The 15,064-nt window shown below is 68.4% G+C and carries 15 protein-coding genes; 6 read left to right on the top strand and 9 right to left on the bottom strand.

Translation table 11 applies throughout. From position 1 onward, the window contains the following. Nucleotides 1-1,114, top strand: a 1,114-nt coding sequence (locus tag D477_RS19830; RefSeq protein WP_005274511.1) for an LPXTG cell wall anchor domain-containing protein, incomplete at its 5' end; no start/stop codon positions are given. Between the two features lie 126 nt (nucleotides 1,115-1,240). On the opposite strand, the gene D477_RS19825 is transcribed toward D477_RS19830, so the two are convergent. Next, on the bottom strand, nucleotides 1,241-2,332 hold the full coding sequence (locus tag D477_RS19825; RefSeq protein ID WP_005274508.1) for a Gfo/Idh/MocA family protein: 1,092 nt from the start codon (nucleotides 2,330-2,332) through the stop codon (nucleotides 1,241-1,243). Nucleotides 2,333-2,457: 125 nt separating this feature from the next. Here D477_RS19825 and D477_RS19820 point away from each other — a divergent pair, with 125 nt between their 5' ends. Beyond that, nucleotides 2,458-2,985 carry a hypothetical protein gene (locus D477_RS19820; RefSeq protein ID WP_005274505.1) on the top strand — a complete coding sequence of 176 codons (528 nt, stop codon included), beginning with the start codon at nucleotides 2,458-2,460 and terminating at the stop codon, nucleotides 2,983-2,985. A gap of 86 nt (nucleotides 2,986-3,071) precedes the next feature. Here D477_RS19820 and D477_RS19815 read toward each other — a convergent pair whose 3' ends face one another. The 8 genes from D477_RS19815 to D477_RS19780 all read right to left on the bottom strand — a co-directional run bounded on the left by D477_RS19815 (nucleotide 3,072) and on the right by D477_RS19780 (nucleotide 10,825). Then, nucleotides 3,072-3,953 carry a carbohydrate ABC transporter permease gene (locus D477_RS19815; protein WP_005274502.1) on the bottom strand — a complete coding sequence of 294 codons (882 nt, stop codon included), beginning with the start codon at nucleotides 3,951-3,953 and terminating at the stop codon, nucleotides 3,072-3,074. After that, on the bottom strand, nucleotides 3,953-4,858 hold the full coding sequence (locus D477_RS19810; RefSeq protein WP_043847775.1) for a carbohydrate ABC transporter permease: 906 nt from the start codon (nucleotides 4,856-4,858) through the stop codon (nucleotides 3,953-3,955). The genes D477_RS19815 and D477_RS19810 overlap by 1 nt, the downstream gene beginning before the upstream one ends. A 64-nt stretch (nucleotides 4,859-4,922) precedes the next feature. Beyond that, a complete protein-coding gene (locus D477_RS19805; protein WP_005274496.1) occupies nucleotides 4,923-6,206 on the bottom strand; it encodes an ABC transporter substrate-binding protein in 1,284 nt (427 codons plus the stop codon). A 96-nt stretch (nucleotides 6,207-6,302) separates the two neighbouring features. Further along, nucleotides 6,303-7,490: an ROK family transcriptional regulator gene (locus tag D477_RS19800; protein WP_005274493.1), complete on the bottom strand. Its 1,188-nt coding sequence runs from the start codon at nucleotides 7,488-7,490 to the stop codon at nucleotides 6,303-6,305. A gap of 64 nt (nucleotides 7,491-7,554) precedes the next feature. Beyond that, a complete protein-coding gene (locus D477_RS19795; RefSeq protein ID WP_005274492.1) occupies nucleotides 7,555-8,073 on the bottom strand; it encodes a gamma carbonic anhydrase family protein in 519 nt (172 codons plus the stop codon). Nucleotides 8,074-8,112: 39 nt separating this feature from the next. After that, nucleotides 8,113-8,688, bottom strand: coding sequence for a class I SAM-dependent methyltransferase (locus D477_RS19790; protein WP_005274489.1), 576 nt, complete (start codon nucleotides 8,686-8,688; stop codon nucleotides 8,113-8,115). 104 nt (nucleotides 8,689-8,792) lie between these two features. Then, complete coding sequence (gene purU / locus D477_RS19785; RefSeq protein ID WP_005274486.1) at nucleotides 8,793-9,650, bottom strand: formyltetrahydrofolate deformylase; 858 nt, start codon at nucleotides 9,648-9,650, stop codon at nucleotides 8,793-8,795. Continuing rightward, on the bottom strand, nucleotides 9,647-10,825 hold the full coding sequence (locus D477_RS19780) for an FAD-dependent oxidoreductase (RefSeq protein WP_005274483.1): 1,179 nt from the start codon (nucleotides 10,823-10,825) through the stop codon (nucleotides 9,647-9,649). Before D477_RS19780 ends, purU begins: the two co-directional genes overlap by 4 nt. Before the next feature lie 410 nt (nucleotides 10,826-11,235). Here D477_RS19780 and glyA point away from each other — a divergent pair, with 410 nt between their 5' ends. The 4 genes from glyA to D477_RS19760 form a co-directional block, all read left to right on the top strand. Further along, nucleotides 11,236-12,519 carry a serine hydroxymethyltransferase gene (gene glyA / locus D477_RS19775; protein ID WP_005274480.1) on the top strand — a complete coding sequence of 428 codons (1,284 nt, stop codon included), beginning with the start codon at nucleotides 11,236-11,238 and terminating at the stop codon, nucleotides 12,517-12,519. 1 nt (nucleotide 12,520) lies between these two features. Beyond that, a complete protein-coding gene (locus D477_RS19770) occupies nucleotides 12,521-13,423 on the top strand; it encodes a bifunctional methylenetetrahydrofolate dehydrogenase/methenyltetrahydrofolate cyclohydrolase (RefSeq protein WP_005274476.1) in 903 nt (300 codons plus the stop codon). A 94-nt stretch (nucleotides 13,424-13,517) separates the two neighbouring features. Next, nucleotides 13,518-14,654 (top strand): sensor histidine kinase, encoded by a 1,137-nt coding sequence (locus D477_RS19765; protein ID WP_005274474.1) that lies wholly within the window; start codon nucleotides 13,518-13,520, stop codon nucleotides 14,652-14,654. Continuing rightward, nucleotides 14,651-15,064 (top strand): response regulator (locus D477_RS19760; RefSeq protein ID WP_005274472.1); only part of this gene is annotated, 414 nt, incomplete at its 3' end. The genes D477_RS19765 and D477_RS19760, both read left to right, overlap by 4 nt.

Here is a 15,064-nt window from a genome sequence, read left to right as displayed (position 1 = left end):
CACGTTGGGAGGCACTGAGGACGGTGCCGCTGATGTGGCTGCGGACGTCGTTGCTGACGCGGACGTGGCGCTGGGTGGTGCTGAGGAGGCGGCCGCTGAGGTCACTGCTGACGTGTTGGCCGACGCGGACGTCACCTTGGGAGGCACTGAGAACGGTGCCGCTGACGTTGCTGCGGACGTCGTCGCTGACGCGGACGTGGTGCTCGGTGGTGCTGAAAATGCAGCTTCTGACGTGGCTGCTGATGTCGTGGCTGATGCCGATGTAGCACTGGGCGGTGCTGAAAGTACAGCCTCTGACGTGGCTGCCGACGTGGTGGTGGGCGGTGCTGAAAGTACAGCCTCTGACGTGGCTGCGGACGTCGTCGCTGACGCGGATGTGGTGCTTGGCGGCACCGACGGCGGAACTGCTGGTGCCGTGACGGATCCAGTCGCTGGCTTCGGCTTCTTGCCCATGAATCGCGTCGGGCTGATAGCAGACGTGTGCCTGAACGTGGCGCTCGGCGGATCGGGAGGAGGCTGCGGTGAGGCCGCTGCCGATGAAGGCACAGTCAGCCCGGAAGCACCAGGTGAGTCGACCGGCGAGGCCGGCGGACCGGCTGAAGAGGGCGTCACCGGCTCCGACGGTGAGGGCGCTGCTGGGCCGGCTGGAGAAGGCGCTGTTGGTATCGGCGGCGAAGGTACTGCTGGTCCCGCCGGGGATGGCTCCGCCGCCCTTGGCGAGGATGGCATTGCCCGCGGCGCTGGCGTTGGCCAGTCCGGCATCGACGGCCGCGAGGCAACCTTGAGCGACAGCCTCGTGGCAGCAGAAGCTGCGGGGTCTGTCCCGGGAACTGCCACGGCAGGTGGCGCCATGATTGCCACGGCAGGTGGAGCCTTGATTGCGGCGGCAGACCGAACCTTGGTTGCTGCAGCCGCCGGTGCCCAGATGCCCGGGCTCTCGGCCAATGCTGATGGTTCCGCCGCCGGGGCTGCAGGAGGCCAGGGCGAGGCACCCGAAACGCTCGCACAGACCGGCTTGTCCGTGCACTGGGCGCTGCTGGCCGGGCTGATGCTCATCCTGGCCGGCGCCGTCCTCGCATTCCGCCGCCCTTCGGCAGCTCGGGTGCGGGCCTAGCGGCCAGACTGGCAGCCGCGCGGTTCCTCCATTGGGATCTTGACGCACGTTGAACGCCGGGAGGCGCCGCGCGGTTGCCCCCACCGTGCCGTCCGGCTTGGGCCGGCTGCCGGAGAAATCCGGCGGTCAGTCCAGGACCGGGACGGCACGGTCATTGGCGTAGCTGACACCGATCTGCGCACGGACTCCGTCGAACAGCCGCATCGTGTTGAGCGTGTCCTCCAGCGGCATGGTTGGGCTTTCGCTCAACCCTTCCTGGATGCAGCGGGTGACCTCGCGCAGTTCGTACACGTAGTTCTGGCCGATCCGCCCGAAACGTTCCAACCGCTGTTCGCCGCCGTGGCGATGGATCGTCAGTTCGTTCGGGTGGTGAAGCGGGGTGCCGGTGCGCAGCCAGCCGGCGCTGCCGCAGACCGTGGCCGTCTGCGGGGAAGAGGACAATAACGACGACGTCAACTGGGCTTGGGCGCCGGAACCGTACGTGAGGGTCAGGGCGTTCTGGGCGTCCACGCCGTCGTCGTTAATATGCCCCGTGGCAAGGACGGTCTGCGGGAAACCGAGGACACCGAGCGCCCATGTGAGCGGGTAGACGGTCAGGTCCAGCAGCGCCCCGCCGCCGGCCGCGGGGTTCCAGAGCCGCGCGGTGGCATCATAGGGTGCGGGGAAACCAAGGTCGGCCTGCAGCCACTGGATTTCGCCGAGCTCGCCCGAATGCGTGATGTCCCAAGCGCGGTGGATGATCGGGAGGAAACGGGTCCAGACAGCCTCCATCAGGAACAGCTTCCTGCTGCGCGCCAGCTCGGCCAGTTCCAGTGCTTCACGGGCGTTGATGGTCAGCGACTTCTCGCACAGCACATGCTTGCCGGCCTCGAGGGCCAGTTTGGCGATTTCATAGTGCTGGCCGTGCGGGGTGGCGACGTAGACGACGTCGACGTCGGGGTCCGCGAAGAGCTGGTCGTAGCCCTTGCCGTCGTCGTTATCAAAATAGGCGCGCGCAAAGTTGAAGCGGCCGGCGAAGGCTGTCGCGTTTGCCTCGACCCTGGAACTGACGGCCTGCAGTACGGCATCCTCGAGCAGGGCGAGGTCGCCGGTCACCTTGCCGGCGATCCTGCCCGTGGAGACGACGCCCCAGCGCAGCGGTCGGCCGGTGGCCTGCAGTGGACTCGGGGCTCCTGGCTGGGCGCAGGGCGGTGTGATGATCCGCTGTGGCGTAGTCATGCGCACCATCATTCCTGCTCAGCACGGCATCGTCCATTGCGTGTTCCCTATGCCCGGGGCGCAAGCAGTGATACAAAAGTAAGTACGCTGATGTTCCCGTTCAGCAGGAAAGAGGCGCAATACCCATGGACACATCACAGATAATCTGGATAGTCGTAGCGGTCGTCGTACTGCTCATCATCATCGGTCTGATTGCCTATTTCGCGAAGAAGAAGAATAAGGCGAAGCAGTTGGAGCGGCAGGAAGCGGACCGCCGGAGGGCCGCTGATATCCGCCAGTCCGCCCAGGCGACGGAGCTGGGGGCGCGGGAGCGGGAGGCCCAGGCCCACCGCGTGCAGGTCGACGCCGAACAGGCCGACATCGAGGCCGAGCGCGCCCGCATGGAGGCGGACCGGATGCGCCAGGAAGCGGAGACGCGTGCCGCGGACGCCAAGGGCATCCGGGAAGAAGCGAGCAACCGGCTGCGCGAAGCCGACGAAGTGGACCCGGACGTCAATACTGACAAGAGGGGCCGCGGCGACCGGAAGTCCGGCCACGACGACCACGGACGCGGCGCGTCACACGACGACCGGCCGGGGCCGGATGCCGGCCGCGGGGATGAAGGCAGGCACGTAGCCCGCGATGCCGACGAGCGGCGTCCGCGCGAGAGCTGATACCGGCCGTCCTTTCCGGCGCAGCGCCGCCGCCTGCAGTCCACTTGGCAGCAGGCGGCGGCGCTTTTGTCTGCCCCGCCACTGGCTCAGCCCTTGACCGAGCCGCTCATCAGTCCGCCGACGAAGTACTTGCCCAGGATGATGTAGACGATGAGTGTCGGAACGGAGGCGATCAGCGCGCCCGCCATGGAGGCGGCATAGTCCGTCAGCTGGCCGCCGGCGAGGAAGCTCAGGGCGATCGTGACGGGGCCGTTGCGCCCGGAGGAAAAGAAGGCGGCGAAGAGGTAGTCGTTCCAGGCCGAGGTGAACTGCCAGATGAGGACGACGACGAAGCCGGGCGTGGAGACCGGCAGGATCACCGAGAAGTAGGTCCGCAGCAGGCCTGCTCCGTCCATCCGGGCCGCCTCGATCAGCTCGTCCGGTACGGAGGCATAGTAGTTGCGGAAGATCAGCGTGCAGATGGGCAGGCCGTAGACGATGTGCAGCACCAGCAGCGAAGGAATCCCGTTGGGGACGCCAAGGCCCTGCATGAGCTGGGTCAGCGGGATCATCACCGCCTGGTAGGGGATGAACATGCCGAACAGGATGAGCGTGAACACCACGTTGGCGTAGGGGAACCGCCACTTGGAGAGCACATAGCCGTTCATCGAGCCCAAGGTGGCGGAAATGATCGACGCCGGAATCACCATCGCGAAGGTCCTGCCCAGAGCAGGGGCCAGGGTGTCCCACGCCTTGGCCCACCCGGACGGGTCCCACGTCTGGGGGAGGAACCAGGCCCGGGAGGGGTCGGCGTCGGACGGGCCCTTGAAGCTGGTGACCAGCAGGACGTAGGCCGGCAGCAGGACGATCAGGGCGAAAAGCACCAGCAGCAGGTACTTCAGCGTCCGGTTCATCTTCCGGCGCGGCCTGCCCACCTTCTCCGCCGGCGGAGTGACCCGGGCGGGCGGCGGAACGGTTGCGGTGGCCATCAGCGTTTCTCCTGGCGCGAGGTATAGACGAGGTAGGGCACAACGACGAGGGCCACCAGGACCAGCAGGATCGTGCCGATGGCTGCCGAATCGGCGTAGTCGCTGCCGATGTACTTGACCCACATCTGCGTGGCGGGGACCTGGACGGCGTAGGTGTTGGCATCCGGGACGATGGCGCGGATCAGGTCGAAGAGCTTCAGCGACATGTGCCCGATGATGATCACGGCCGAAAGCATGACCGGGCTGAGCTGCGGGAAGATGACGTGGCGGTACAGCTGCCATTCGCTGCAGCCGTCGATGCGTGCCGCCTCGCGCAGCTCGTCCGGGATGCCGCGGAAACCGGCGAGGAACAGTGCCATCACGTAGCCGGCCAGCTGCCAGATGGCGGGCACGGCGATGGCGGCGATGCCCCAGTTGGGGTCGGACCACCAGCTGTTCTGCAGGAACCCAAGGCCGACGCTGTCGAGCAGCCGGTTCAGGCCGGTGGTGCGCTCGCCGCCCTGCTGGTCGGTCTGCAGGCTGGAGAGCAGCCAGCGCCAGACGACGCCTGAGGCGATGAAGGACACGGCCATCGGGAACAGGTAGATCGAGCGGAAGAACCCTTCGCCCCGGTCCGGCCGTTCCAGGACCCACGCCCACAGGAAGCCGAAGATCAGCGTACCGGCCAGGAACACCACGGTCAGCAGGACCAGGTTCCGGAGCGCGTGCTGGAAATCGGCGTCGGCGAACAGCCGGAAGTAGTTGTCCAGCCCGACGAACTCGTCCGAGGGGCGGGCGGTGTGCTGGTCGGTCATGGACATCTGGATGTTCACGGCGATCAGGCCGTAGACGAAGATGCCGACCAGGATGATGGTGGGGGAGACCAGCAGCAGGGCCGGCCCCCAGGTCTTGACGTTCTTGAACATGCCGCTTCCCGTGCTCGCGCTGCCGGACAGGCGGCCGGCGGGGCCGCCCACCCGGCAGGTCCGGCTACTGTGCGAACTTCTCGGCCGATGCCGCCGCCGCGCTCTGCAGGGCGGCGACGTCGCCGCTGGTGCTGAACTGGTTGACCGCGGTGCTCAGCTCGTTGAGCCAGGCGATCGGCACGGCCGCACCGTGGGCGAGCGACGGGGCGATGGTATCCGACTTGAAGTCCTCCATCGCCGACTGCTGGTACTCGCTGAAGTCCGCCGGGTCGGCATCGGTGCGGGCCGGGATGGAGCCCTTGGCCTTGTTGAACGCCGTCTGCCCCTCCGGGCTGGAGATGGTCTGCAGCCAGGCGAGCGTGCCGCCGGGATTGGGTGCGCCCTTGGGCAAGGTGAAGGAGTCGGCTAGGTAGTTGAACACGCCGTCGGTGCCGGGCACCGGCCAGTACACGTAGTCTTCACCGGCAACCTTGCCGTCCTGCTCGAACTTCGCCTGCGCCCAGTCGCCCATCACGTTGTAAGCTGCCGCCCCGTCCTCCACCAGCTGGGTGGCCGGAGCCCAGTCGCTGAGCGAATCGCGGTCGGAGTTGGTGAAGCCGAGCACCTTGTCGTAGTCCTCGATGGCTGCGGTGACTTCGGCGCTGTTCCAGTCGGTCCCGCCGTTCCACAGGCCCGAGTAGGCTTCCGGACCGAGGCTGGAGAGCAGGATGTTCTCGAACAAATGGACCTGGGTCCAGGATCCGGCCAGCGCCAGCGGGGTCTTGCCGGCGGCCTTCACCTTTTCCATATCCGCGATCCAGGCATCGAGGTCGGCCGGAGCAGTGCTGGGATCGATGCCGGCATCCTCAAGGACTTCCACCGAACTCCACACCACGTTCGAGCGGTGGACGTTGGACGGGACGGAATAGATCTGGCCGTCCACGGTCAGGTTCTCCATCAGGCTGGACGGGAAGACATCGGCGAGGGCCTGCTCCTCGTAAAAGCTGCTGAGGTCTTCGATCTGGTCGGCGTCGATGTAGTCCTGCAGTTCGGCGCCGGCGTGGGCTTGGAAGGAATCCGGCGGATTGCCCGACTGAAGATTGGCGGCGAGCACGCTCTTGGCCTGGCTGCCGGCGCCGCCAGCCACGGCCAGGTTCTCGAACTCCAGGTTCTCGTGCTGCTGGTTGAAGACTTCCACCAGCGCGTCCAGTCCCGCCTTTTCCGATCCGTCGGCCCACCAGGTGAAGATTCCCACCTGGCCGGTGGCCGATTCCGGGTCCGCTTCGGTGGCGGTGTCACCGCCGCCGCAGCCGGCCAGCGTCAGGCCGACGGCCGCGGCCAGGGCGAGCTTGGGTAGATGTCGCATCATAGCCTCCGTAGTGACGACATTGTCAGGGCAAAGAAGCATTGCTTGTTTAGGAAGTCAACTCCCCGCGACTGGTTGCCGTCAAGAGGTAAACACAATTCAGGGGCGCACGGAGGAACGGATCACCAGCGTTGCGGCACCCAACGCTTCGGCCTGTTCCGAGAGTTCTGTCATGGCCACCGTGGTGGAATTCCCGACGGCGGGCATTGCGTAGCGCTGCAGGCCGCGGCGCACGGGGGCCAAGAGCGTCTCGCCCAGCCCGCTGAGCGGGCCGCCGACCACGATCACTTCCGGGTTGATGAGGTTCGCCAAAAGTCCCAGTGCGCGCCCGACCGAATATCCGGCGTCGTCAATGACCCGCAGGGTGGCCGCGTCGCCGCCCAGCGCCATTTGCACGACCGCCTCGGTGGTCAGCTTGCCGGGGGTGCGGCCGTCCAGCAGGTGCAGGATGACGTCGGTGGAGGCGAAGGTCTCGAGGCAGCCGCGGTTGCCGCAGCGGCAGACCTGGCCGCGGTCGTCCAAGGTGAGGTGGCCGAGTTCGCCGGTCACCCCGATGCTGCCGTAGAACGGGGCGCCGTTGAGGATGAGGCCGGCTCCGACGCCGGTGCCGATCTTGACGAAGACGAGGTTTTCCACGCTGCGGTGGCTGCCCCAGGTCACCTCCGCGAGCGCGCCGAGGTTGCAATCGTTGTCCACGAAGACCGGCAGGCCGAAGCGCTGCCGGAAGAGCTCGGGAACGGCGATCCCTACCCATTCCGGATGGATGGTGCCGCCGATCGCGGTGCCGGTGCGGCGGTCCAGCGGGCCGGGGATGCCGACGCCCAGGCCGAGGATGTCCTGGCGCTGCGCTCCGGCGGCCACCAGGACTTTGGCGAGGAGCTCGTCCGCCCTGTCGAGGCCCTGCTGTGGGTGGTAGCCGGCCGCCAGTTCGGCCTCCTGCTCCGCCACGATTTCGTAGCCCCGGGTCGCGGCCAGCACGCGCAGATGCCGGCGGCCGAAGTCCATGCCGATGGCCAAGCCGCTGGGCGGCGTCAGCGATACCAGCAGGGCACGCCGGCCGGAGCTGGTGGTTGGACTGACGGCCGCATCGCCGCTGGCCAGGAGGTCCTTGACGATATTCGAGACGGTGGCGGTGGACAGCCCGGTGCGCCGCGACAGGCCGGCCTGGGTGGCGGGACCGCCGGCCAGCAGCGCGTCCACGACACGCCGCTGGTTCAGCCGGCGCAGCGCTGACGGAGAGCCCGGGTTGCGTACGGTGCCTCTCGGCGGAGGGTCAGCGGCGGCCATACGACAACATTGCGGCACGGCCACCTTGCCGTCAAGAAGTTAACGCGGGCCGTGCCGGGCAGTGTCAGGAGTTCGCTTCGCGGTGCAGCTTGGCCAGCTCCACATAGTGCGAGGCGTTGTTGAGCACGGACTGGTATTCCTCGTCGGACAGTTCGCGCCGGACCTTTGCGGGAACGCCGGCCACGAGCGAGCGCGGCGGGATCTGCGTGCCCTCGAGCACCAGGGCCCCGGCCGCGACGAGCGAACCTTCGCCCACGACGGCGCCGTTCATGACGGTGGCGCTCATGCCGATGAGGCAGTTGTCTTCAATGGTGCAGCCGTGGACCACGGCTGTGTGCCCCACGCTCACCCCGGCACCAACTGTGCACGGGAAGCCTTCATCCGCATGCAGCACCACGTTGTCCTGCAGGTTGCTGCCCCGGCCAACGCGGATCGGCGCGGTATCGCCGCGGACCGAGACGCCATAGAAAGCGCTCGCCTCGGCGGCAAGCTCCACGTCGCCGCTCAGGACGGCGGTGGGGGCAACGAAAGCGGATGGGTCTGCGGCCGGCGTTTTCCCGGCGACGGTGATGAGGTGAGCCATGGCACCACCCTACCGGGATCACCGGCGGCTTCTTGACGCCTAGAACTTGGCCAGGATGAAGTACTGGTAGTGGCCGGGCTGGTCCGGCTCTTCCCAAGTGGTGAAGTCCTTGACGCTGCCGTGCGGTTCGAAGAGGCTCAGCACGGTTTCGTCCGAACGCAGGCTGAGGAAGCGCCGCGTTGCGTACCCGTCGACCAGGTCCAGCCGCTCTTCATCCTTGCCGGAGCGGAGGCCCACTGCCAGCGGCGCCCCGGGTTTGAGCACCCGCAGGATTTCGTCCAACACGCCGTACAGGTCCGTGTTCGAGACGTGGGTCAGCGTGCCCAAGCACCAGGCGGCGTCGAAGGTCCGGTCGGCGAAGGGCAGCGAGTCCGGCGCGGCAACGGAGGCCTCGAGGTGCTTGGCCCGGGCAGCGCGGACGTGAGCTTCGGAGAGGTCGACGCCGGTGTAGGTGATCCCGGCCGCTTTGAAGGCCAGGCCGTCCTTGCCGGTGCCGCAGCCTACTTCCAGCACATGGTGGCGGTGTTCGGCCACGAGCCGCTCGATGAAGGCGTCGCGCTTGGCGTCGCGCTCGGCATCGCGCGGTGCTTCAGCGGCCTGCTCCGGGGTGTCCATGGTCCGACCCTACGCGGGAGCTGAGGGGACGTGAAGGCCGGGGCTGAAAAGGCGGCTCCCGGACGAAAGGGGGAGCCGCCGTCGTCGTTGGTTGAAGCTGCCCGCTAGTTGAAGATCACGGTGCGGCGGCCGTCCAGCAGGACCCGGTGCTCGGCATGCCACTGCACCGCCTGGGCCAGCGTGCGCGCCTCGACGGCCTCGCCCATGGTGACGAACTGCCGGGCGGACCGGGAATGGTCCACGCGGATGACTTCCTGCTCGATGATCGGGCCCTCGTCCAGGTCCGGCGTGACGTAGTGGGCGGTGGCGCCGATCAGCTTCACGCCGCGGTCGTGCGCCTGGTGGTACGGCCTGGCGCCCTTGAAGGACGGCAGGAACGAGTGGTGGATGTTGATGGCCTTGCCGGCCAGCTTGGTGCAGAGGTCGTTGCTGAGCACCTGCATGTAGCGGGCGAGCACCACGAGTTCGATGTCGTGCTCGGCGACCAGTTCCAGCAGGGCCTGCTCCGCCTCGGGCTTGGTGTTCGGGGTGACCGGGATGTGATGGAACGGGATGCCGTAGAACTCCGCCATCCCGGCCAGGTCCGTGTGGTTGGAGACGATCGCGGGGACCTCGATCGGTAGCGTGCCGGAGCGCTGGCGGAACAGCAGGTCGTTGAGGCAGTGGCCGGACTTCGACGCCATCACCAGGGTGCGCATCTTCCGGCCCTCGGGCGCCAGGTTCCAGTCCATGCCGTAGGACTTGGCCACCGGATCCAGGTGCCACTCCAGGTCCTGCTGCGCCTTGTTGGAGGCGACGGCGACCCGCATGAAGAAGCGGCCGGACGCGGGGCTGCCGTACTGCTGCGAATCCACGATGTTGCAGCCGGCTCCTACCAGCGCCCCGGACACGGCGTAGACGATGCCGGGCCGGTCGACGCAGGAGAGGGTGAGGTTGTAGGCGGTCTGGGTGTCTGCGTTCACGCCCTCAAGGCTACCGTGCGGTTTGCCCCCTCCTTCAGCTGCCGCAGAGCAGCGGCCACCCCCGCGCGTCCTGCCCGCGTGGCCCCGACAGTGGAGGCCGAGGCGCCGTAGCCGACCAGGAACAGCCGCGGCTCGCGCACCACGGACACGCTGTCCTTGCCCATCAGGATTCCGCCGCCCGGTTCGCGCAGCTGCAGCGGCGCCAGATGGTCCAGCGAGGCGCGGAAACCGGTGGCCCACAGGATCACGTCGACCTGCTCGCGCGATCCGTCCGCGAACACGACCGAGCCGGGACCGATGCGGCTGAGCTTGCCGCGGGAGACCAGCACGCCGGCCTCGATCCCGGCCTTGTAGGTTTCGTTCAGCGGCAGCCCGGTGGCGGCCACGACGCTCAGCGGCGGCAGCCCGGCGCGGGTGCGCTCGTTGACCCGGCGTTCCACGTCGATGCCCCACTCGGCATCGAAGGGCGTGGCGGTGAAGTCCGGCGCCCGCCGAGTGGACCAGACCGTGCCCGCGCCGGCCGCGTCCAGCTGGAGCAGGAACTGCAGGGCCGACGTGCCGCCGCCGACCACCAGCACGCGCTGGCCGCGGAACTCTTCGGCGGAGCGGAAGTCGTGGGTGTGCAGCTGCCGTCCGGTGAATGTTTCGCGGCCGGGATAGTACGGCCAGTACGGGCGGTCCCAGGTGCCGGTTCCGCTGATCACGGTGCGCGCCAGCCAGCTGTGGCCGGACGCGGACACCACGCGCAGCAGGCCGTCCGGGCCGTCTTCGACCCGGGCCACGTGGACCGGACGGCGGACGGGGAGATCGAACTTCTGCTCGTAGTTGCCGTAGTAGCGGCTAACGACGGCGGAGGCCGGCTCCGCGGGGTCCGGCACCCCGAGCGGGAGTCCGGGAAGGTCGTGCAGCCCGTGCGCAGCGTCGAATGTCAGCGACGGCCAGCGGTGGCGCCAGGCTCCGCCCGGGCCCTCGTTGGCATCCAGCACAACGAAGTCCTCCTCCGGACGCAGGCCGCGGTGCTGCAGGTAGTAGGCGGCGCTCAGCCCGGCCTGTCCCGCGCCGATGACCACGACGTCGAGCGATTCGTCCTGCCGCCCGGCACCGGATCGATCCTGCCGGCCGGCACCGGCTAGATCCTGCCCCTTCGCCTGGTCCGCAAACCCCGCGTCCGCCATGCCGCCGCCTTCCTCTGCTGGAATGTTGAAGTGTCAACCAATAGAACCGCGGGGGCTGCGCTGGTATTCCTGCCTTGGCCAAGCGGGGGAGGGACCCGCAATGCGGCCGCATGCCGAGGCAACTGCAGGCACTTAGCCGACGCACGCCGTCGTACTTTATGTTGACCGTCCGTACGGCGTTAGGATGGGGGACGCCGCGACTGGCGTCAGGTGGGCCACCATCGGGAAGCGGCAGCCGGGCCGGCGGGCGACCGTTGACCGGCACAGCGCAGACCACGGATCGCACGCCTGGGCCGAGGGTCAAGTCCCGCCGGATCGTTGTCATGCGGGCAAGTCCGCCATGCGTGAGCTTGCTCGCACCCGGTAGCCTGACCTGTAGCAGATTATCTTCCACTCCCAGGAGAACCTACGTGACGTCTTCCACCTCGTCTGTCACCAACCTGCCCCTTGCCGAAGTCGATCCCGAGATTGCCGCTGTGCTGGACGCCGAGCTCGGCCGCCAGCGCGACACTCTCGAGATGATCGCCTCGGAGAACTTCGCCCCGCGCTCGGTCCTCGAGGTCCAGGGCTCGGTCCTGACCAACAAGTACGCCGAGGGCTACCCGGGGCGCCGCTACTACGGCGGCTGCGAGCACGTGGACGTGGCCGAGAACCTGGCCATCGAGCGGGTGAAGGCGCTGTTCGGCGCGGAGTTCGCCAATGTGCAGCCGCATGCCGGCGCCCAGGCCAACGCAGCTGCGCTCGCCGCATTGATCAATCCGGGCGACAAGATCATGGGCCTCTCGCTGGCGCACGGCGGGCACCTCACGCACGGCATGAAGCTGAACTTCTCCGGCAAGCTGTACGAAGTCGCCGCGTATGAGGTCGACCCGCAGACTTTCCGGGTGGACATGGACAAGGTCCGCGAGCAGGCGCTGGCCGAGCGCCCGAACGTCATCATCGCCGGCTGGTCCGCCTACCCGCGGCAGCTCGATTTCGCCGCCTTCCGTTCCATCGCGGACGAGGTGGGCGCGTACCTGTGGACCGACATGGCGCACTTCGCCGGACTGGTCGCCGCGGGCCTGCACCCGAACCCGGTGCCGCATTCCGACGTCGTGACCTCCACTGTGCACAAGACCCTTGCCGGGCCGCGGTCCGGCGTGATCCTGGGCAAGCAGGAGCTGGCCAAGAAGATCAATTCGAACGTGTTCCCGGGCCAGCAGGGCGGGCCGCTGATGCATGTCATCGCCGCCAAGGCGGTGGCGTTCAAGATCGCCGGCAGCCAGGAGTTCAAGGACCGCCAGGAGCGCGTGCTCGAAGGCGCCCGCATCCTGGCCGAGCGGCTGACCGCACCGGACGTCACTGAAGCCGGCGTGTCCGTGCTGACCGGCGGCACCGATGTGCACCTGGTCCTGGTGGACCTGCGCAACTCCGAACTGGACGGCAAGCAGGCCGAGGATCTGCTGCATTCCGTGGGCATCACCGTCAACCGCAACGCCGTGCCGTTCGACCCGCGCCCGCCGATGACCACCTCCGGCCTGCGGATCGGCACGCCGGCGCTGGCCACCCGCGGCTTCGGCTCCACCGAATTCACCGAGGTGGCCGACATCATCGCCACGGCCCTGAAGGGCGGCGCCGACGTCGAGCTCCTCCGCAACCGCGTCACCAAGCTGGCGCAGCAGTTCCCCCTGTACCCCGGCCACGAGGAATGGTGACATGAACCTATACACAACCCCGCAGCCCGCGCGGATCCTGGACGGCAAGGCCACCGCGGCGGCAATCAAATCCGAGCTCACCGAGCGTGTAACGGCGCTGAAGGCCAAGGGCGTGACGCCCGGGCTGGGCACCGTGCTGGTGGGCGAGGACCCGGGCAGCAAGTGGTACGTCGGCGGCAAGCACAAGGACTGCGCCGAGGTGGGCATCGAATCGATCCGCAAGGACCTGCCCGAGGACATCACGCAGGCCGAGCTGGAAGCCGTGCTGGATGAGCTGAACAATGACCCGGCCTGCACCGGCTACATCGTCCAGCTGCCGCTGCCCAAGCACATCGACACGCACGCCATCCTGGAACGGATCGATCCGGCCAAGGACGCCGACGGGCTTCACCCGACGAACCTGGGCCGCCTGGTGCTCAATGTGAGCGAGCCGCTGGATTCGCCGCTGCCCTGCACCCCGCACGGCTGTGTCGAGCTGCTGCTGCGCCACGATATCGACCTCAAGGGCAAGAAGGTGCTGGTTGTTGGCCGCGGTGTCACGGTCGGCCGCCCGCTCGGACTGCTGCTGACCCGCCGCTCGATCAACGCGACCGTCACCCTGGCGCACACCGGCACCGAGGACCTGGCGGCCGAGCTGGCCCAGGCCGACGTGGTCATCGCCGCGGCCGGCATGCCGCACATGGTCAAGGCCGAGGACCTCAAGCCCGGAGCGATCGTGCTGGACGTCGGGGTCAGCCGCGTGGAGGACGAGGAGACCGGCAAGGCCAAGGTCACCGGCGACGTCGCCCCCGACGCCAAGGACGTGGCGAGCTGGATCTCGCCCAACCCCGGCGGCGTGGGCCCGATGACCCGCGCAATGCTGCTGGCCAACGTGGTGGAGGCCGCCGAACGCCAGACCCGCTGATCGTTGGACGTGCAGCCGGCCTACTCCCGGGGGAGTAGGCCGGCTGCACCGTTGGGCGGACGCTGCCCGAAGGCGCCGCCGGTAGGCTCGAAGGATGACCCGCCGTTTCCGCGGGCCCTCAACGATTGGCATCGCCGTCGTCGTGGCCCTCGTCCAGCTGGTCGGGACGCACTTCGCCGGCCTGCGCCAGCCGGACCGCCATGCCTTGGACGCGCTGGGCTTTGCCCTGCTGCTGGCGGGCCCCGCCCTGCTGCTGCTTCGCCGCCGGCTGCCCGGACCCATGGCCGCCGGGGCAGCTGCCGTCGCCGCCGCCTACCTGCTGCTGGGCTACCCGTGGGGGCCCTTCAGCCTGTCACTGGTGCTCGCCCTCGTCTTCGCCGTCCTCGCCCGCGCCCGCTGGTGGGCCTGGGGGAGCGTGGCCGGCCTGGCGCTGCTGCTGGCCGTGCTCTGGCTGGCCTCCGGCATTTCGGAGGGCGTGATCGGGCTGGCCTGGCTGATCGTGGTGGTGCTGCTGGCCGAGCTGGGCCGGGTCCGCATCGAACGCCGCGCGGAGCGGCGCCGCGCCCTGGTCGAAGAACAGCGGCGGGCCCGCGACGAGGAACGGCTGATGCTGGCCCGGGACATCCATGACGTGGTCGCGCATTCGCTGTCGATGATCAATGTGCAGGCCTCGGTCGCGCTGCACCTGGCAGAAAAGAACCCGGAGCAGCTTAAGCCGGCGCTGGAAGCGATCAAGAAGGCGAGCAAGGATTCCCTGGCCGAGGTGCGCGAGGTGCTGGGCCAGCTGCGCCAGGATGTCCCGCGCTCGCCCAGCCTGCAGCTTGCCCAGCTGCCCGAACTGGTGGAGCGGGCCGGCCGCAGCGGGCTGCAGATCACGCTCGAACGACCGCTTCCCGCCGGGCTGGATCCGCAGGTGGAAAGCGCGGCCTTCCGCACCGTCCAGGAAGCGCTGACCAACGTGGTGCGCCATGCCCAGGCCCGTACGGTCCGGGTTGCGGTGCGTCAGCAGGGCCAGGCCCTGGCCGTCACGGTAATTGACGACGGCGTGGGGCTGGGTGGGGCTTCCGAGGGTAACGGCCTGCGCGGCATGCGGGAGCGGCTCGGATCGCTCGGCGGCAGCCTGGAGATCGTGGATTTGGCTGACGGCACACGGACCGGGACCAAGGTGCATGCTCAGATTCCGCTCGGCACGAGCGCGGGGGACAACAACAGCGAAGGAGCGGCGCAGTGATCCGTGTGCTGCTGGCCGATGACCAGCACCTCATCCGGGCCGGTTTCCGGGCCCTGCTGGACGCCGAGCCGGATATAGAAGTCGTGGGCGAGGCCGCGACCGGAGCGGACGCCGTCCGCCTGGCCCGGAGTCTGCGGCCGGATGTCATCCTGATGGATATCCGGATGCCGGGCGGGGACGGCATCGATGCCACCGCGGCCATCCTGGGCGAAGACGCGGTGCCGGAGGTGCGCGTCATCATGCTGACCACGTTCGAACTGGACGACTACATCATCGACTCGATCCGTGCCGGCGCCAGCGGCTTCCTGGTGAAGGACACCGAGCCCGAGGAGCTGATCCGCGCCGTGCGCGCGGTTTCCGACGGCGATGCGCTGCTCTCGCCCTCGGTCACCCGCCGGGTGCTCGCCCGC

This window comes from Arthrobacter crystallopoietes BAB-32 (assembly GCF_000328305.2).
GTDB lineage: Bacteria > Actinomycetota > Actinomycetes > Actinomycetales > Micrococcaceae > Crystallibacter > Crystallibacter crystallopoietes_A.
This window is presented reverse-complemented; position numbering and strand designations above follow the sequence as displayed.